Raw genomic sequence first — 17922 nt, 5'->3', positions numbered from 1 at the left:
ATCGCGGCCATGCCGCGATGCCGTCCCCGTCTTGGGAGAGCGATATGCGCACCTTGCTGTTGGTCATGCTGAGCGCCCTGTGCGCGCCAGCCATCGCTGCCTCGCCGTCTGCCACGCCCGCAGCGCCCACGTCATCCACGTCGAGCCCGGAGCAGATCAAGCTGCAGCTGCGTGAGTACTTCTTCGATGCCGCGCGCGAAGGCCGCCAGGACATGCTGGCCGAGTTCATTCGCTCGCACTACGACCTCAACACCCGCGACGAGAAGGGCTATACCGCGCTGATCCTGGCCGCCTACCACGGCCAGCGCCCGGCGGTGGAACAGTTGCTCAGTGCCGGCGCCGACCCCTGCGCGCAGGACAAGCGCGGCAACACCGCGCTGATGGGCGCGATCTTCAAGGGCGAGCTCGGTATCGCCAAGCGCCTGATGCAGGCCGACTGCGCGCCCGACCAACGCAACAACGCCGGCCAGACCGCAGCGATGTACGCAGCGCTGTTCCAGCGCACCGACGTGCTCAAGGATCTGGCCGCCAAGGGCGCAGACCTCAGCCTCAAGGACGGGCAGGGCAACGATGTGACCAAGTTGCAGCGCGGCGAATTCGCCACTGCCCCGGCCCGCTGATCGGGTTTGGTCGAGCGCTTCGCATGCCTTGCGCGCCTTGCCAGTTGCGCGTCTGCTCAAGCTGCTCTTGATACTGCGTCACACCTCGTGGCGTGGACGATGGTCTAGAGCGACACGCGCCAGTCGGCTGCTGACGTCACGCGTGTTGATGCTGCAGGCGATATCGCGCTTGGCGCGCGGAAGCCGCCAACACCGCCATCGCGTCGTACTGCCGCGCAGCCCGCAGGCAGGCGCGACCGATGTCGGGACTTCGGGTCGACCGCGCAGACGCGGCGGCGGTTCCGGAGCGTACGTATCTATCCGATCCTTGCCCGCTACGGGTGTCAGCCGGTCCCGGTACGTCGATAGCGCGCAATGATCGCGGCCGGTACGCGGTCGACGCAGGCGAGTAGGCAGGCGGGTTCAGGGCAGCTCACACAGGGACGGTGCGCCCGCCAGGCGCGCGTCTGCGGCGTCGGTGCGCATGTATCGCTCGTACGACCCTGGGTGCGGGTGCCGTCCACGCCGATCCGATGACTGCCCGCCACGTTGTTGCCGGCTGTTCTCTGTCCCTGCGCCAATTGCGGACAGACGGCGGTAGATCATCCAGTCCGTTGCGCCGGCCCGTCCGGATGGCTCCGCATGTCACTGGCCACGGCGCCCGGACGGATACGTCGTTGATCGGGCTGTCGCCCGCATCTGGACGTCTGTGCGGCGCGCTCATCCCCGTGGGGGCGTGCACATCAGCAGTGCAACGACAGCCGCGATCGCGATGCCCGTGGCCTGGTTTCGCGCGCGCCAAACCGTGACGTCCATCCTGTCGGGTTTCCGTCGCGCCTGCGCTGGAAGTCTGGCGCCAGTGATGATTTTTCCGCCATCCCGTCAGGAGATTTCCGACGCGCAAAGCCTTGCGCGCCAAGGCTTTGACATAAAACTGAGCGCGCGCTGACTTGCTTAAAATTCGCTCAAAAAAAGCGCAGAAAACAGTTCAAGAACGGGCCGGGAACGCCGATGCTTCAGCCATCGCAGCCTGGAACCCCCGCCATGAAGATCGATCCCTCCATCCCTTTCCTGATGTCGCTGCTGGCCATGGTGCTGTGCACCGCAACCGCCGTCGTCGCGCTGGTGTTCGGCCAGGTGCATGTGCTGGCGACCTCGTGGAGCTTCTACGTGGTGATGGGGACCTCGCTGATCGTGCTGGCTGCCTCCTACCACGCCCTCGGCAAGCCGCTGAGCGCCGAAGAGCGTGTGGGTTTTCGTAACCCGTAATCGCATCAGCGTCCAGGTAGCGGGCGCGACGCGCCTATCCGAGCACCGGACGAAAGAAGCTGCGCTCGTAACTGATGATGCAACGCGTTCGCTCCGCATAGGCGAACGCAGCCAGGCACTGCGCATCCTGCAGCGATGCCTCCCGATAGCGCGCGTACTCGGCGAGCGAGGGAAACGAAAACAGCGCCAGGGCGATATTGTTCGCCCCTTCCGAAGGCAGGAAGTAGCCGTGATGCTGGCCGCCGAAGCGCGCCACCAGCGGGATCCACAAGCGAGCGTAGTGTTCGAATTCGGCCAACTGATACGGATCGATCACATAGCGCAGCGAACAGGTGATCATGTAACGCCTCCGGCAGGCAGGGCGCCCCAGCATGCCATGCCGCACCGCCGCAGATTCATCGACGCCCGTGTAAGCTGTTGATCCTGCTTCGCATTCCAATGGTCGCTCGCCGCGGCCAACCGTCGATGACCGTTTCCGCCGATCGCTACGCCGCCTCCCTGCGCCTGTCCGTTGCCCCGATGATGGACTGGACCGACCGCCATTGCCGGGTGTTCCATCGCCTGCTGGCGCCGTCCGCACGCCTGTATACCGAGATGGTGCATGCCAACGCGGTGATCCATGGCGATCGCGCACGGCTGATCGGGTTTGATACGGCCGAACACCCGTTGGCGCTGCAACTGGGCGGCAGCGATCCGGCCCTGCTCGCGCAGGCGGCCGGCATCGCGCAGGAATGGGGCTACGACGAAATCAACCTCAACTGCGGCTGCCCGTCCGACCGCGTGCAGGCCGGGCGCTTCGGTGCCTGCCTGATGCGCGAGCCTGCGCTGGTGGCCGAGTGCGTCGCTACCATGTGTGCGGCCACTGACCTGCCGATCACGGTCAAATGCCGTCTGGGCGTGGACGACGATAACGATTACGCGGTGTTCGCCAGCTTCGTCGACCAGGTGGTCGCGGCCGGCGCGGCGATGGTGGTGGTGCATGCCCGCAATGCCTGGCTCAAGGGCCTGTCGCCGAAGGAAAACCGCGAAGTGCCGCCGCTGCGCTACGACTGGGCATACCGCCTCAAGCAGGAGCGTCCCGGTTTGCCGGTGGTGCTCAATGGGGGCATCGCCGCCGTCGATACTGCGCTGGCGCATCTGCAGCAGGCCGACGGCGTGATGCTCGGTCGCGCCGCGTACCACGACCCATATGTCCTGCATCAGCTCGATGCCGCATTGACCCAGCGCCCGCAACGGCCACGCGAGGCGTTGCTGCGTGCGTTGCGCCCCTACGTGGAGTCGCAACTGAAACAAGGGCTGGCGCTCAAGCACATCACCCGGCACGTGCTGGGCCTGTTCCATGGGCAGCCAGGCGGGCGGGCGTTTCGCCAGGTCCTCAGCGAAGGCGCACACCGCCCGGGCGCTGGCTGGGAGCTGGTGGAGCAGGCGCTGCAGCGCACCGACAGCCGCGCCTGGCGCATTGTGGCGTGACTGGCCCGGCGCTTGCATCAGCTGAATTGGCAGATCGGGACTCTTCCTGGCTGCGGTTTGACGGCCCGGCCTCCAGAGCGAAAGCCTTGCTGGCAGGGCGTCTGCCCGGCAGAGACATTCATTTCACTGAATGGCGTTAACACGAAGCTAAAAAGTTCAGATCGGATTCACCCCCAAAAATCAAGAATTTGGCTCAATTTCTGTCGCCCGGCCCTGTGTGATGCACTGCCGGTTTCACGAATTTTGAATGTTCCTGAACAACCCGCTAGGATCCAGTTGTGACCCATCCGCTCAGCCGCGCTCGCTATGTCGTCCTGGTCGCCCTGTTGGGTGCCATGGCCGCGCCGTCGGCGTGGAGCCAGGGGTACCCGATGGCGCAGGGTGGTCGCGAGGGCATGCCGGCATCGGCGCGCGGCAATAGCCGCACCTTGTCCGACACCATCCGCCATGTGCAGCGGTCCACCGGTGGACAGATCCTGGGGGCCGAGCGCGTGCCGTTCGATGGCGGCAACCTCAATCGGGTCAAGTACATGAAAGACGGGCGCGTCCACACGGTGTACGAGCCGGAGCAGACGCAGGCCGCGCCACCGCGCAGCCCCCCGCCTCCCGACGCGCCACCACGCGACGATAACCACTGAACGTAGATAGTTCGGCGTTCAGTCTCATAAATTCCCCGGCCGTGGGCCGATAACGTTACTAGGGAGAGTGCATGCGTATTCTTTTGGTCGAAGACGAAGCTCCGCTGCGCGAGACCCTTGCCGCGCGTCTGAAGCGTGAAGGCTTTGCTGTCGACGCTGCACAGGACGGCGAAGAAGGCCTCTACATGGGCCGCGAAGTGCCGTTCGATGTCGGCATCATCGATCTGGGCCTGCCCAAGATGTCGGGTATGGAGCTGATCAAGGCGCTGCGCGACGAGGGCAAGAAATTCCCGGTCCTGATCCTGACCGCGCGTTCGAGCTGGCAGGACAAGGTCGAAGGCCTCAAGCAAGGTGCCGACGATTATCTGGTCAAGCCGTTCCACGTCGAAGAGCTGCTGGCTCGCGTCAACGCGCTGTTGCGCCGTGCCGCCGGCTGGAGCAAGCCCACGCTGGAATGCGGCCCGGTGGCACTGGATCTGGCGGCGCAGACAGTGAGCGTCAATGGCGCCAACGTCGACCTGACCAGTTACGAGTACAAAGTGCTCGAGTACCTGATGATGCACGCCGGCGAATTGGTCTCCAAGGCCGATCTCACCGAGCATATCTATCAGCAGGACTTCGATCGCGACTCCAACGTGCTGGAAGTGTTCATCGGTCGCCTGCGCAAGAAGCTCGACCCCGATGGTGAGTTGAAGCCGATCGAGACCGTGCGTGGTCGGGGCTATCGCTTCGCCATTCCGCGCACCGAAGGCTGAGTCCGCGCGTCGGCAGGCAGGAAGACTTAGGTGCCGATGCGCTCCAAGTGGTACAAACGCTGGCGTCCGCGCTCTTTGCAGGCGCGCCAGCTGCTGGCCGCCAGCCTCAGCCTGGTGGCCTTCCTGGCGCTGGCCGGGTACGCCCTGGATGTCGCCTTTGCCGACACCGCCGAGAAGAACCTGCGTGAGCGGCTGAAGAACTACGCCTCGGCTTACGCTGCCAACATCGACTTTGTCCGCGACGGCTCGATCTATATCGGCGGGCAACCACCCGACCCGCGCTTCGATGTGCCAGGCGGCGGTCTGTACGTGGAAGTAGTGCGTCCGGACGAAAGCTGGACCTCGATGTCGGCCGAAGGCCCGAACATTCCGCATGGCCGCATGCTGGAGCCGCGCCAGGAAGAATTCATCGGGCCGCTGGAGATGACCCAGATCGATGGCAGCCTGGGCCAGTTGTATCGCTATGGCCTGGGCGTCAGCTACGTCGAGCGCGAGCACGGCGGCGAGATCCCCTACACCATCTATGTGATGGAAGACGCGCGCTCGATGGGCGCGCAGCTACGTGTTTTCCGTGGCGCGGTATGGTTTTACCTCGGCAGTGCCGGCGTGGTGCTGCTGGTGCTGCAGGCCTTCATCCTGCAATGGAGCCTGCGCCCGCTGCGGCGCGTGATCAACGAGCTGACCAAGGTGCAGCGCGGCGAGATCCAGCGCATGAGCGAGCAGCATCCACGCGAGCTGGAGCCGCTGACCGACAGCATCAACGCCTTCATCGAGAGCGAGCGCGATAATCTGGAGCGCCAACGCAATACGCTGGCCGACCTGGCGCACAGCCTGAAGACGCCGATCGCGGTACTGCGCACGCAGCTCGATAGCGGCGCTTCCGAGCACGACCTGCACAAGGAGATGGACGTGCAGCTGCGGCGCATGAACGACCTGGTGTCGTATCAGCTGGCGCGTGCAGCCTCCAGCGGCCACAAACTGTTTGCCGCCCCCTTGCAGATCGAGCCGTCCGCCGAAGAAATCGTGCGCGGTCTGGAAAAGGTGTATTCGATCAAGGGCGTGCTGTGCGAATTCGATATTTCCCCGGATGCGCGCTTTCATGGCGAGCCGGGCGATCTGCAGGAATTGCTGGGAAACCTGCTGGAAAACGGCTTCAAGTGGGCGCGCAGCCGGGTGCTGCTGACCGCACAGCCCGGCCCGACCACCGGCAGCCGGCGTGCCGGCCTGATCCTGTCGGTGGAAGACGACGGCCCCGGCATTGCGCCGGAAGATGTCGCCAAGATCCTGCAACGTGGCGTGCGTGGCGATGAGCGCGTACAGGGCCATGGCATCGGCATGTCGATCGTGCAGGACCTGATCAAGGCCTACCGCGGTGAGCTGCAGGTGGTGCGCTCGCAGGAACTGGGTGGCGCCCGCTTCGATGTGACCCTGCCTCCGGGGTTGTGACACGCGCGCGTGTCCGGATGAACCGGTGGGCAATGGCCTGCACGGCTCCGACAACCGTTTAACGCCTCGAACGTTTGCTTGACCATACTGGTCCGGTTGCAGGTACCTGCGATGGAGAGCTGCATGAGCGAGCGCGTTGCACAGGTATCTTGCGCGCAGACGCGCCCTTTGCCACGGCGATGGCCGCGCACCTGGCGCCGTGCGTTGCTGCTTGCCGGCTGCGCGTTGGCTGCTGCCGGCCACGCTGCCGAAACGCCGCTGACACCGACCCAGACGCGCTGGCTGCAACGTGCCACCTACGGTGTGGATGCCGATGGCGCAGCGCAGTTGCAGCGGCTCGGCCCGAAACGCTATGGCGCGCTGCTGCTCCAGCCCGGCGACGATGCTGCGTTACCGGCGCCGGTGCGCGCGCAGCTGCAGGGCTTCGATGCGTTGCATACCCCGCTGGAAACCTTGCTGACCCGCTACGAGGCCGACAAGATCCGGCTTCAGGCCATGCCCGATGGCGATGAGAAAGTGGCCTTGCGCAAGGACTGGCAGGCGCGCGGCGGGCAGATGCTCACCCAGGCGCGTCAGGCGCAACTGCTGCGTGCGGTATATGCACCGGATCAGCTGCGCGAGCAACTGGTGTGGTTCTGGCTCAATCACTTCAGCGTGTACGCCGACAAAGGCCGCGTGAAGTGGATGGCCGCCGATTACATGGAAAACGCGATCCGTCCCAATGCGACCGGCAAGTTCGCCGACCTGGTGATGGCCACGCTGCAAAGCCCGGCGATGCTCGAGTATCTGGACAACGCCAAAAATGCCAAGGGCAAGGTCAACGAGAACTACGCGCGCGAACTGATGGAGCTGCACACGTTGGGCGTGCATGGTGGCTACACCCAGCAGGACGTGCAGCAGCTCGCGTTGATCCTGACCGGCGCGGGCCTGGTGCCGATCAAGGCCGATGGTGCGCCGCCGGTGTCGGCGACCGTGCCTGGCCAGCCACAGGCGGTGCGCAAGGGAGTGTTCGAATTCAACCCGGCGCGCCATCAGCCCGGCGACAAGATGCTGCTCGGTCAGCGGATTGCCGGCGGTGGCCTGGATGAGATTGAACGTGCCGTGCAGATGTTGGTGCGCCAGCCGGCATGTGCGCACTTCGTCTCGCAACGCATGGCCGAGTACTTCGTCAGCGACACGCCACCGCCAGCGCTGGTTGCGCGGATGGCCAGCGTCTTCCAGCGCAGCGACGGCGATATCAGCAAGGTCATGCAGACCATGCTGGCTTCTGCGGAATTTGCACAGGCGCAGCCGCGCAAGTTCAAGGACCCCAATCGCTTCGTGGTGTCGGCGATGCGGCTGGCCTACGAGGACCAGCCGGTGATCAATGCCGCCCCGATGGCCAGCTGGGTGCAGCAACTGGGCGAGCCGTTATTCGGCCGCATCACACCGGATGGATGGTCGCTGCAATCGCAGGCCTGGACCAGCTCCGGGCAACTGGCGCGCCGATTCGAAGTGGCGCGCGCGCTGGGCAGCGGCCCCAGACAATTGTTCCGGCGCGATGGCGACAACGACATGCCGATTCCGCCGCTGACGCGCATCGACACGCGCGCGGCGTATCGCTGGATCGCGCCATCGCTGGCGACAGGCACGCAGCAGGCGCTGGAGCAGGCGCGCTCGCCGGCGGAATGGAACGGATTTTTGCTTGCGTCGCCGGACTTCAACTATCGCTGACTCACATCACTGGTTCACCGACGCGGATTCACCGAGTGCGATGCAGTCATCGCCGTGGGAGTACACCATGCAACGACGTCAATTCCTGCTTGCTTCTGCCGCCGCAGCCACAGCGCTGCCTTGGGCCGGCCGCTTGTTTGCCGCGCCACGCGATAGCGCGCGCATGCTGGTGGTGTTCTTGCGCGGCGGCTACGACAGCAACAATCTGTTGGTGCCGCACGGCAGCGATTTTTATTATCAGTCGCGGCCCACGCTGGCGATTGCGCGACCGGATGCGGCCAATCCCGACAGCGCCATCGCGCTGGACGCGCAATGGGGTCTCAACCCGGTGATGCGCGATGCCTTGCTGCCGTTGTGGCAGCGCAATCAACTGGCGTTCGTGCCGTTTGCCGGCACCGACGATGTGTCGCGCAGCCACTTCGAAACCCAGGACGACATCGAATCCGGCCAGGCCGGCAAGCATCGCGATTACCGTTCCGGGTTCATGGCACGCCTGTCGGGCGTGCTCAGCGGTGTGCCGGCGATTGCCTTTACCGATTCGCTGCCGCTGACCTTCCAGGGCGGCGGCGATCTGCCCAACGTGTCGTTGAGGGGCATCGGCAAGGGCGGACTGGACGCGCGTCAATCGCAGATCCTGTCGCAGATGTACGACGCTACGCCACTGGCGACGGCAGCGCGCGAAGGACTTGCGTTGCGCCAGCAGGTCACCGCCCAGTTGCGCGAAGAGATGGAGCAGGCCGGCCGTGGCGCTGCCAGCGCACGCAGCTTTGCCGATGAAACCCGGCGCATGGCGAGCTTGATGCGCGAGCGGTATCGGCTGGGATTTGTGGATGTCGGCGGCTGGGATACGCATGCCAATCAGGGCAGTGTTGCGGGCGGACTGGCCAATAACTTGCGCAATCTCGGCGAAGGGCTGGCTGCGTACGCCGATGCGTTGGGCCCGGCGTGGAACGAGACGGTGGTGGTGGTGATCTCCGAATTCGGCCGCACCTTCCGCGAGAACGGCAGCAAGGGGACCGATCACGGGCATGGCACCACCTACTGGGTGTTGGGCGGTGGCGTGCGCGGCGGGCGCATTGCCGGCGAGCAGGTTGCGGTGGATCAGGCGCAGCTGCTGCAAAATCGCGATTATCCGGTGCTGACCAATTACCGCAGCCTGTTCGGCGGCGTGCTGCAGCGGCTGTGGGGGCTCTCGCCGGCGCAGCTGGAGCGCGTGTTTCCGGGCGCGACACCACGGGATCTTGGCTTGGCGTAGGGCGCGCCGACCGCCGATGGCAGGACCGTTGGGCGCGCAGGGCGGTGTTGAAATCGGCATGCACCGCGCAATGCAGCGGCTCTGGGCCGTGCGCATGAGCTGGCGGCCATGTGCTGTCGATCAGCCGCTCCCGGTGCGCGCCAAAACGATGCTGCTCTCAGGCAACCGAAGCGCCGCTGGCCTTGGGTGCGAGGTGCTGGCGCGTCCGCTCCCGTTGTCCAAGGTTCCGGACCATGCGCTGCTCAGCGATGACGCGTTGCGACACGCGGGTGCATGCGTGCGGGTGTTGAAGCGCCCGGCCGCACTATCTGCAAACCAAGGAATGCTTCAAGCGCTTAATTGCCGCAGCCATGCACAGCCACCGCGCAGCACCATCAACGCGCCGGCGGTGATGCAAACGGCGATGGCCCATAAACACCGACCAGATGTGCGGCCACGGCCGGCATCAGTCGTTCCAGCACCTGCGGCGCGGAGAAGTGGTATTCGCTGACGACCGCGAAGAATTCCTCCGGCGCTTCGGCAGCGTACGGGTCGATCTCGGTGTCTTCGCCGGCATCCACACGTCGGCAGAACGCATCGAAGGCCTGCTGGAAATCGCGTGCCCAGCGGCGCTGCACCTCGTGCGGCAGTGGCGGCGTGCCATCGAGCGCACCATCCAGGGCATCGAGCTTGTGCGCCATCTCATGCACGATCACGTTGAAGCCGGCGCACGGGTCGTGCAGGTCTGCCTGCACGTCGGCCCAGCTGACGATCAGCGGCCCCTGCTCCCACGCTTCGCCGATCAGGGTGTCGTCCCAGGTATGCATGACGCCGGCCGCATCCACATGGGTGCGCTGCACGCGGAAGGCGTCCGGATAGACGATCAGCTGCGACCAGCCGCGCCATCCCGCTGCGCCGATTTCCAGTAACGGCAGGCAGCAGGTGGCAGCCAGCAGGACGTGATCGTGCGGCTGCAGTTGCAATCCATCGACCGGCGAAATGGTCTTCTGATCCAGGAACTGCGCGGTGAGCGCACGCAGACGTTGCTGGCGCTGGGCACCGAGGGCGGCGATCCAGGCGCAGCGGTCCGACACCGGTTGCCAGAGCGCGTCAGGAATCTCGAGCGGCGGCCGGCGTAGCCAGCGCGTCAACCACTGGATCAGCGGAACATACCCGGCAGAAAGCTGTGCCAGCGCGGCATCATGCGCATGCGCGGGAACAGTGCGTCTCCATCGCTGCCACCACCGCCGGTTGCCGGTGCCGGCTTGTGCTGCGGCGCGCGTGCCGGTGTTGCCGGTTCGCCACTGGGCGTTCTGCCGCGTGCGGCCGAGTTGGTGCTGACACAGCTCTCATGATCGCCGTCGACCAACTGGTCCGATGCCAGGGCGGCAAGCGGAGCCAACAAGAACAGCAGGCAAACCGTGAGTCGGCGCATCGTCCACATCCAGGGCAAGCGGCGTGAGTTCCCGATCATAACGCGCTTTTCACTCCCTCACGCAAGCCGCGCTGGGCGGCTGGGAAGGCTTGGCGCATACTTTCACGGATCGATTTGGGAACCGTTGCCGTGGACGACCGCGCGTTGCTGGCCAAACTTGCAAGCGGCCGGCTGTCCGGCGATGCGCTGGCGCGCGATGCCGGGTTGACCCGTGCCGCGGTGTGGAAGCGCATCCAGAACTTGCGCGCGGCCGGTGTCGACATCGACGGGCGGGCAGGCGATGGCTACCGCCTGGCCGCGCCGCTGGACCTGCTGGATGTTGCGCGTATCCGTGCCGCCATGGCGGCCGACGCGGCAGCGGGCCTGGCCGCGCTGGAGCTGGCCTGGACCCTGGAATCCACCAACACCACGCTGCTGGCACGCCCGGCACCCGAGCGCGGGGTGTCCGTGTTGCTGGCCGAGCGCCAGACCGGCGGGCGCGGTCGACGCGGCCGTCAGTGGACCTCGCCGCTGGCCGCACACATCTATCTATCGGCATCGCGCCGTTTCGGTGGCGGGTTGGGCCAGCTGGCCGGGCTGAGCCTGGCGGTAGGCGTGGCAGTGGCCGAAGCCCTGCGCGGGTGCGGGTTTGCCGATGTCGGTCTGAAGTGGCCCAACGACCTGCTGGCGCGCGGACGCAAGCTGGGCGGGCTGCTGATCGAAGGCGGTGGCGAGATGGCCGGCAACGCGCGTGCGGTGATCGGGCTGGGCTTGAACGTGCACATGCCGCCAGCGTCGGCCGCCGCCATCGACCAGCCCTGGGTGGATCTGGATACCCTGGCCGGCCGTGCGGTGGCGCGCGACACGGTGGTGGCCGCGGTGCTATCGGCGCTGTTGCCGGCACTGGACCTGTTCGAGGCGCAGGGGCTGGCGCCGTTTCTGGACCGGTATGCGGCGCTGGATGTGCTGAGCGGGCGCTCCGTGCAGGTCGAGGAAGCCGGGACTTTGCATCACGGCATCGCGCTCGGCCTGGCCGCCGACGGTGCATTGCGGGTGCAACTGGGCGAAACGCTGCGCCTGTTCCACTCCGGAGAAGTCAGTGTGAGACCTGCATGAGCGAGTGGTTGTTCGACCTGGGGAATTCGCGTTTCAAATACGCGCCGCTGCACGGCAACCGCGCCGGCGATGTGCAGGCGTGGGCGCACGGTGCCGAAGCGATGGATGCGGCCGCGCTGTCGGCGCTGCCGTCCGGGCGCATTGCGCACGTGGCCAGCGTGGCGGCGCCCGCATTGACGCAGCGGATGATCGCTTGCCTGCAGGAGCGCTTCGAGCAGGTGCGCATCGTGCGGACCATGGCCGAATGCGCCGGTATCCGCATCGCCTATGCCGACCCGGGCCGCTTTGGCGTGGATCGGTTTCTGGCCTTGCTGGGCGCACGTGGCGATGCGCCGGTGCTGGTGGCCGGGGTGGGCACCGCGCTGACCATCGACGTGCTCGGTGCCGATGGGCAGCACCACGGCGGGCGGATCTCCGCCTCGCCGACCACCATGCGCGAAGCGCTGCATGCACGCGCGGTGCAATTGCCGGCCAGCGGCGGAGTCTATGCCGAGCTGGCCAACGACACCGACGACGCGCTGACCTCCGGCTGCGATGGCGCGGCGGTGGCGCTGATTGAGCGCAGCCTGCACCACGCACAGTGTAGCCTGGGTGTGCCGGTGCGGCTGCTGGTGCATGGCGGCGGCGCGCCACCGCTGCTGCCGTTGTTGCCCGATGCCAGCTTCCGCGCGGCCTTGGTGCTGGACGGACTGGCGACCTGGGCGATGCATTCGTCCTCGCCGTAAAGCGCTGCCTTATGCGGGTTGGACGAGATGCGTCGGGCCCCCGTGGTCCGCATGGATATCCTGTGGTGGCGGGCTGCCTGGCGCGCCGGCGTCGTAGCCTCATGCAGAGCTGCGCGTTGCCGCCGGCCGGGGCAAGGGGGAGTGCGGTGGCGCGCCGAGCGTGCGTTGCGCGCATGCTGCAGTCGCGCCACGGGACGCTTCGCACTCGCCCCAAGCCGCATGACACGCTCTAAAATCGGCGCATGTACGTACGCGCGCTCATCGTTGTCCTGATCATCCTCAATGCCGGGGTGGCACTGTGGTGGGCCTTGCAGCCACCGCCGGCGCCACCGGCCGCGCCGCCGCAGCCGTCCGGGGTTGCCCGATTGGACCTGTTGCCGATGTTGCCAACCAGGGCGACAGCAGCGGTGCCGCGTCCCGACGCGGCGACCGCCGCGACCCCGGATGCCGCTGCAGCGGCTGATTCCACTGCGCCGGCCTCTGCGGCGACAGCAGCAGCGGCGGTGCCTGTGCCAGCGCCGGCGGTGGCCGAGACCGCCGCGCGTCCAGCGGCAGCGAACAGCACGACCAGATCTGTTGACGAAAGCACCGCCCGCGCCAAGCCGGCTCCAGCGCCGACACCGCCGGCCGCCCCGGAGCGCTGCGTCAGCGTGGGGCCGTATGCGGCACGCAGCGAAGCCGATGCCGCACTGGCGCGTGTCCGCGGCCAGGCCAGCCGCGCCGGCGTGCGCGAGGACACCGACGCCGGGGTCAGCACGTTCCGGGTGATGTTGCCCAACGTGGGCGACCGCGCCGCGGCGCAGGCCCTGGTCAAGCGCATTGCGGCCGCCGGCATCGGCGACTACTACGTGATTGCGCAGGGCGAGGACAACACGGTTGCGCTGGGGCAGTATCAAAGCCGCGAGCGCGCGGAGCGGCGTCAGGCCAGTCTGGTCAGTGCAGGCTTTCCGGCGCAGTTGGTGCCCAGCGGCAACGGTCAATCGCGCTGGTGGATCGATGTGCGCAGCACGGCGGCGGCCGCGGCCTTGCAGAGCGCTGCGGGTGCAACGCGTCAACGATCGCTAGATTGCGCCGCGCTGCGCTAGAATGCGCACCGGCGCGCAACGCGCCCACCAGTGCCGGCATAGCTCAGTTGGTAGAGCAACCGCCTTGTAAGCGGTAGGTCCCCAGTTCGAATCCGGGTGCCGGCACCATCTTGGACACTCCCATCAAGCTTTCGATCGCGCGTGCTGCTGGCGCGCTCGCTGCGTTGTGTCTGTGTCATGCGGGAGCGTGCGCGTGCCTGTGGGCAGGTCGACCTTCGCGTTGATGCCTGGCGGTGGCGTCGATGTCGTCGCATGCCGTTCCCCTACCCCAAGGACTGTTCCGGCCAGAACAAACGCGGCGCGCGTTTCGATACTTTTCGCAAGGGCAGGTGTGTCGGGCGGACGGGGTAGTGGCGCGCGGGCGGGCAGGTCCATTCGCAGGACATCTGCGTGCGGCGATGTCCGCTGCGACGCTGTGGTTTCGACGTGGCTGCGTGCCCGTACCCGCCCCCCAGCGCCTTTCCCGGCGGGAGATGGGCTGTGTCACCGGTAGGGCGCGTTATCAGTGTGAGGCGTGGGTGTGGTGTCGGGTTGGGCCGCCGGGAGCACGCGACCTCTCCCTGGCGTGGCGATCAGGCAGGGCGGCCCGCTGACAGCAGGTCCAGCGCGGCCTTGCCGGCGTCTGCGTGCGCGTCGTTGCTCAGGCGCTCGGACAGGGCGGCAATGACGATGGTCAGAGCCTGACGCAGCACGCTATCGGCATCGGCGCTGGCGTCCACCACCTGTTTGCCGGGCAATTGCAGCGCGTTGAAGATCGCGCGGCAGCGTTCCAGGTTGTCCTGGGTTTCGAAGTGGTTGGGCGCGTCGCCACGGGCGCGGATGCGGGCCAGGCCGGTGGGCGGCGGCAGGTCGAGCAGCAACAGCACGTCCGGGCGCGGGGCAAAGGCGTTGCGCTCCAGCAGCGCGTCCAGCGGCAAGCCGGCAGCGCCCTGGTAGGCCACCATCGACGGGAAGTAGCGGTCCAGGATCACGACCTCGCCGCGTGCCAGCGCCGGCGCGATCAAGCTGTCGACGTGTTCGTGGCGGTCGCGGATCAGCAACTCGGCTTCTTCATCGGCGCTGAGGCGGCCAGTGGCGGCGGATTGCCGCAACTGCGTGCCCCAGGGGCCGTTGGTCGGCTCCTTGCTGGAGACCACGCGTGCGCCAGCTGTCTGCAGGGCGGCCGCCAGGTTGCGCGCAAGCGTGGTCTTGCCGGCGCCGTCGATGCCTTCGATCGCGATCAATAGCCCGCCGGGCTTCAGTTCGATTGTCATCGCGCTACTTTATCTGATCGTGGCAATGCAGCAGTAGCCGGCGATCTGGCAGGGCGGTCACCAGGCAGTTGCTGCGGGCGTTGGATCGAGCAACTGCACCGAAGGGCGGGTGCACGACGACCTGAGCAGACATGCGCACATTGCGGCGACCGGCGGCGATGGCAGTACACCGTCGGCAGGCAGCAGTGGTCGCCGTCGCCGCTATTGCCGATGCTGTATCACGGGTATGTCTTGCGCGATGTCGGGAATGTCCCGATGTCCGCGCTTCTGTCCGCTGGGCATACTGAATAAGTCAGACGCAGCGCTCATTCGTAGTACGACTGAGTCGCGTTTCTGGCTTCAAGGAAGAAGGACGCGTCGCCGCCACCCTAGAGGCGGCATCCCCCGCGTGACGCCCGCTCAGGCCCGTCGTGACCGGATTCCTTGTTTATTTTTGCGCGGCTCACCGCCCGCCCGCCGCAGCGGACCCGCGCCGGTGATCAGCTTGCCGAGGTATAGCGATAGGACAGCAGCGATTTCACCAGGAAGGTGATCTGGGTGGCAGAGCGCGCATCCACGCGCATCACCGGAATACGAAAGCCTTCGGCCGCCAGCGCATCGCGAAATGGCGGCAGCAGAAAGTCCTCGACCTCGTCGGTCATGGTGATGCCCACCGCCAGGCTGGCGTCCGGTGCGATCTGCGAAAACTCACCCAGCAGCGCCAGGGTGGCCTGCAGCATCTGCGGGTCGCGCGCATTGGTCAGCACGATCACGCCCAATGCGCCGTCGCAGACCAGCGGCCACATGAAATCCAGATATTTCTGCCCAGGCACGCCGTAGACGTGCAGCAGCTCGCCGTCTTCCAGCTCGATGGAGCTGTAGTCCAGCGCGACCGTGGTGTAGGTCTTGTCGCCGTAGGCATCCTGGCTGAGCGGCATTTCGGTGCTGACCGGCTCCACGTCGGAGATGGCGCGCACCGCGGTGGTCTTGCCGGCACCCATGCCGCCAACGAACACCAGTTTGTTGGCTGGAAGACTCATGACTGCGCCTGAGAAAGAGAGAGGCCAAACCGACGTGCGACCCAGGAAAAGAACCGGGAATTGCTGCTGTCCGGACGACGCGGCGTTGAAGGCACGGAAATCTCCGCAGTCTGGGCAAGGCCGCTGGCAAGTGCAGCGGCGAACAGGCATTCCACCGTCTGCAGCGGCAGCTTGCAAGCATTGGCCAGCGCCTGCGGGCGCCACGGGCGCGCATGCAGGTGAGCGATGGCCAGCAGGTGCGCAGGCGAACTGGTCTCTGCGCTGAGTTCAGGCCACTGCCGTAGCTGCAACGCATGGCTGGGTTCCACTGCCGGCAGCGCGGGGCGCAGGTGCTCGGGCAAGGCGAAATACAGCGCTTCGAACGAGAGGCGTTGCGTCAGTGCGGCATCGGCGTCGTCGGCCACGCGCTGCCAACCGGGCCGATCCAGCGCGGCAACGAGCTCGGGCAGCGACACGCCGGCTGGCAGGTGCATGCAGCGACCGGATGGATCCACGCGCACCTGCAGGCGCGCATGCCGCAGCAACACCGGGCCTGCGCCGAATTCGCCGCGGCAATGGCGCAGCAGCAGCGCCGGTTCGGCGACCTGTGCGGTGTGTGGCGAGGACAGCAGCAGACGCATCTGCTCGTTGAGTTCGCGCACGGTGGCACCGTGCTTGAGCCAGGCGCCGGCAACAGGCGTGCGCGAAACCACCAACACACGCACCGGCTGGCCTTGCAATGCCTGCCATGCGGCAAGACCGTCGGCAGTTTCCAGGCCCAGCACCACCACGTCGGCCGCGTGCTGCGGCCATTCGCCCAGCTGCACGTCGATGCGCTCGGCAAGCAGCAGCGAGCACGCCAGTTTCAGGCGCGTGGTGTGCAGCAGGTCCAGGCCGGCCGTGGCGACCCGCATGGCGTGGATGGGTGTGGTCATGGGAGGGCGCCGTCGGGGCGCAACAGAACGGCGACGCCTGCCGGTCCGCACCGGCAGGCAGGGTCGGCGACGCGGAGGCGCCGCCGGTCAGGCATCAACCGAAATCCAGGGTCTTTTCGAACGCCTTGAGCTCGTGGCGCGCCATGGCCAGATTGGCCTTGGAGCGGTCCAGCACGACATACAGAAACAGCGTGCCGTTGCTTTCGAGCGGACGCAGCAGGTGGTACTGGCGCGACAGCGTGATCAGGATGTCTTCGATCGTGTCGTGCAGACCGAGCTGCTCGGCGATGCGGCGTTTGGCACGCACCACTTCGGTGTTGCCGGCCGCAGCCAGCTCGAGGTTGAGTTCGGTGCCGCCGGTCATGCCCAGGGCCATGCCGCTGTCGCTGTCGACCAGCGCGGCGCCGACAAAACCGGCGAGCGAATGCAGTTGTTCCAGATTGAGTTTCGACATCGGTGGTCCCCTTCCAAACGGTGAGAAAAATTGGTGCGCTCGTGCAAGCACAAACAATGCCAACGGCATCAGCCGGCCGGCTGCGCCAGTGCAGTGGCCAGGCGGCCGGCGCAATCGCGCGCGTTGAACAGCAGTGCGGCGGCATTGAGGTCGGCGCTGCCCACGGCGGTCAGCGTCAGCGGTTTGTCGGCCCGGATGCGGATCAGCACCAACTGCCCGCCACGCGTGCTGATGGTGGCGTAATCGGCTTCGCTCAGGCTCGACTCGCGCGCCAGCGTCTCGCCCAGGGTCAGGAACGAATTGGCCATCGCGGCCAGGCGACGCCCGTCCACACCCAGGCTGGATTGCTCGGTGATGGCGCGGCCATCGGCGGTAGACAGCATCAACAGCCGGATACCCGGCTCGCGCTCGATGGTCTGCGCGAATTCGCGCCCGATCCGGTGCAGGTCGTACTGATGCGACGCCCGCGCGACCTCGCCCACGGCAGCCTTGACGACCTGGTTGACGGCGTTATGCGGCATGAAACTCCCCTGTTGCTGATGGCCCGAGCGCGTACGTGATGCGTGTCCTGCGCTGGCCGGCGCACCATACCATCGAGGTATTAGAGCGCAGTCACACCAGCCTCAGGCGCTTAACTGGGCGGTCAGACAAGCAGAATGTGCAAAGTCCAGCGCGCCACAAACTGCCGTGGCACGTCACTGTAGCGGCGCGTCGAGGCAGATCTAAACCTGTTCGTTTTGTCTGCAGACAGATGCAATCCCCATGCCGTGCTGCGCTGCCGCGCGTCACTGCGCGGGCGCGCCACTAGACTGCACGGC

General features: G+C 66.5%; 19 protein-coding genes and 1 tRNA gene. 12 read left to right on the top strand and 8 right to left on the bottom strand.

Going from position 1 to position 17922, the window contains the following annotated elements; all coding sequences use genetic code 11:
• The first annotated feature begins 44 nt into the window (after positions 1-44).
• A complete protein-coding gene (locus tag FHY19_RS15335; RefSeq protein WP_259167048.1) occupies positions 45-620 on the top strand; it encodes an ankyrin repeat domain-containing protein in 576 nt (191 codons plus the stop codon).
• 1023 nt (positions 621-1643) lie between these two features.
• Entirely contained in the window at positions 1644-1868 is a 225-nt protein-coding gene (locus tag FHY19_RS15330; RefSeq protein ID WP_259167047.1) for a hypothetical protein, read from the top strand.
• 34 nt (positions 1869-1902) lie between these two features.
• On the opposite strand, the gene FHY19_RS15325 is transcribed toward FHY19_RS15330, so the two are convergent.
• Entirely contained in the window at positions 1903-2208 is a 306-nt protein-coding gene (locus tag FHY19_RS15325) for an NIPSNAP family protein (protein WP_259157270.1), read from the bottom strand.
• A 125-nt stretch (positions 2209-2333) separates the two neighbouring features.
• On the opposite strand from FHY19_RS15325, the gene dusA reads away from it, so the two are divergent.
• From dusA to FHY19_RS15295, 6 genes are all read left to right on the top strand, one after another.
• The gene (gene dusA / locus FHY19_RS15320) at positions 2334-3338 is read left to right on the top strand and encodes a tRNA dihydrouridine(20/20a) synthase DusA (protein ID WP_259167045.1); all 1005 of its coding nucleotides are present in this window, start codon (positions 2334-2336) and stop codon (positions 3336-3338) included.
• Positions 3339-3673: 335 nt separating this feature from the next.
• Positions 3674-3976, top strand: a complete 303-nt coding sequence (locus tag FHY19_RS15315) for a hypothetical protein (RefSeq protein WP_039427763.1) — start codon at positions 3674-3676, stop codon at positions 3974-3976.
• A gap of 71 nt (positions 3977-4047) precedes the next feature.
• Positions 4048-4731: a response regulator transcription factor gene (locus tag FHY19_RS15310; protein WP_002808458.1), complete on the top strand. Its 684-nt coding sequence runs from the start codon at positions 4048-4050 to the stop codon at positions 4729-4731.
• Between the two features lie 75 nt (positions 4732-4806).
• Entirely contained in the window at positions 4807-6177 is a 1371-nt protein-coding gene (locus FHY19_RS15305; protein ID WP_211287651.1) for a sensor histidine kinase, read from the top strand.
• A 204-nt stretch (positions 6178-6381) separates the two neighbouring features.
• Positions 6382-7890, top strand: a complete 1509-nt coding sequence (locus FHY19_RS15300) for a DUF1800 domain-containing protein (RefSeq protein ID WP_326521146.1) — start codon at positions 6382-6384, stop codon at positions 7888-7890.
• Between the two features lie 67 nt (positions 7891-7957).
• Complete coding sequence (locus FHY19_RS15295) at positions 7958-9145, top strand: DUF1501 domain-containing protein (RefSeq protein WP_259167043.1); 1188 nt, start codon at positions 7958-7960, stop codon at positions 9143-9145.
• A gap of 374 nt (positions 9146-9519) precedes the next feature.
• Here FHY19_RS15295 and FHY19_RS15290 read toward each other — a convergent pair whose 3' ends face one another.
• Both FHY19_RS15290 and FHY19_RS15285 read right to left on the bottom strand, forming a co-directional pair.
• Positions 9520-10275, bottom strand: a complete 756-nt coding sequence (locus tag FHY19_RS15290; protein WP_259167041.1) for a M90 family metallopeptidase — start codon at positions 10273-10275, stop codon at positions 9520-9522.
• A gap of 8 nt (positions 10276-10283) precedes the next feature.
• The gene (locus tag FHY19_RS15285; RefSeq protein WP_259157196.1) at positions 10284-10598 is read right to left on the bottom strand and encodes a hypothetical protein; all 315 of its coding nucleotides are present in this window, start codon (positions 10596-10598) and stop codon (positions 10284-10286) included.
• 75 nt (positions 10599-10673) lie between these two features.
• Here FHY19_RS15285 and birA point away from each other — a divergent pair, with 75 nt between their 5' ends.
• The 4 genes from birA (at position 10674) to FHY19_RS15265 (ending at position 13572) form a co-directional block, all read left to right on the top strand.
• Positions 10674-11654: a bifunctional biotin--[acetyl-CoA-carboxylase] ligase/biotin operon repressor BirA gene (gene birA, locus FHY19_RS15280; RefSeq protein ID WP_276580867.1), complete on the top strand. Its 981-nt coding sequence runs from the start codon at positions 10674-10676 to the stop codon at positions 11652-11654.
• On the top strand, positions 11651-12379 hold the full coding sequence (locus tag FHY19_RS15275) for a type III pantothenate kinase (protein WP_259167037.1): 729 nt from the start codon (positions 11651-11653) through the stop codon (positions 12377-12379). The genes birA and FHY19_RS15275 overlap by 4 nt, the downstream gene beginning before the upstream one ends.
• 242 nt (positions 12380-12621) lie before the next feature.
• A complete protein-coding gene (locus FHY19_RS15270) occupies positions 12622-13464 on the top strand; it encodes an SPOR domain-containing protein (RefSeq protein ID WP_259167036.1) in 843 nt (280 codons plus the stop codon).
• Positions 13465-13496: 32 nt separating this feature from the next.
• A tRNA-Thr gene (locus tag FHY19_RS15265) sits at positions 13497-13572 on the top strand.
• 464 nt (positions 13573-14036) lie between these two features.
• Here FHY19_RS15265 and tmk read toward each other — a convergent pair.
• The 5 genes from tmk to FHY19_RS15240 all read right to left on the bottom strand — a co-directional run bounded on the left by tmk (position 14037) and on the right by FHY19_RS15240 (position 17625).
• Positions 14037-14717, bottom strand: a complete 681-nt coding sequence (gene tmk / locus FHY19_RS15260; RefSeq protein WP_259167035.1) for a dTMP kinase — start codon at positions 14715-14717, stop codon at positions 14037-14039.
• 479 nt (positions 14718-15196) lie between these two features.
• Positions 15197-15736 carry a GTPase gene (locus FHY19_RS15255; RefSeq protein ID WP_046965241.1) on the bottom strand — a complete coding sequence of 180 codons (540 nt, stop codon included), beginning with the start codon at positions 15734-15736 and terminating at the stop codon, positions 15197-15199.
• On the bottom strand, positions 15733-16650 hold the full coding sequence (locus FHY19_RS15250) for a hypothetical protein (RefSeq protein WP_259157190.1): 918 nt from the start codon (positions 16648-16650) through the stop codon (positions 15733-15735). Before FHY19_RS15250 ends, FHY19_RS15255 begins: the two co-directional genes overlap by 4 nt.
• 94 nt (positions 16651-16744) lie before the next feature.
• Positions 16745-17104 (bottom strand): roadblock/LC7 domain-containing protein, encoded by a 360-nt coding sequence (locus tag FHY19_RS15245; RefSeq protein WP_259157189.1) that lies wholly within the window; start codon positions 17102-17104, stop codon positions 16745-16747.
• 68 nt (positions 17105-17172) lie between these two features.
• Entirely contained in the window at positions 17173-17625 is a 453-nt protein-coding gene (locus FHY19_RS15240) for a roadblock/LC7 domain-containing protein (RefSeq protein ID WP_259157187.1), read from the bottom strand.
• Between the last annotated feature and the right edge of the window lie 297 nt (positions 17626-17922).

The organism is Xanthomonas sp. 4461 (assembly GCF_024806475.1).
Lineage (GTDB): Bacteria > Pseudomonadota > Gammaproteobacteria > Xanthomonadales > Xanthomonadaceae > Xanthomonas > Xanthomonas arboricola_F.
Note: the sequence above shows the minus strand (reverse complement) of the source record. Positions and strands in the feature narration are given on the sequence as shown.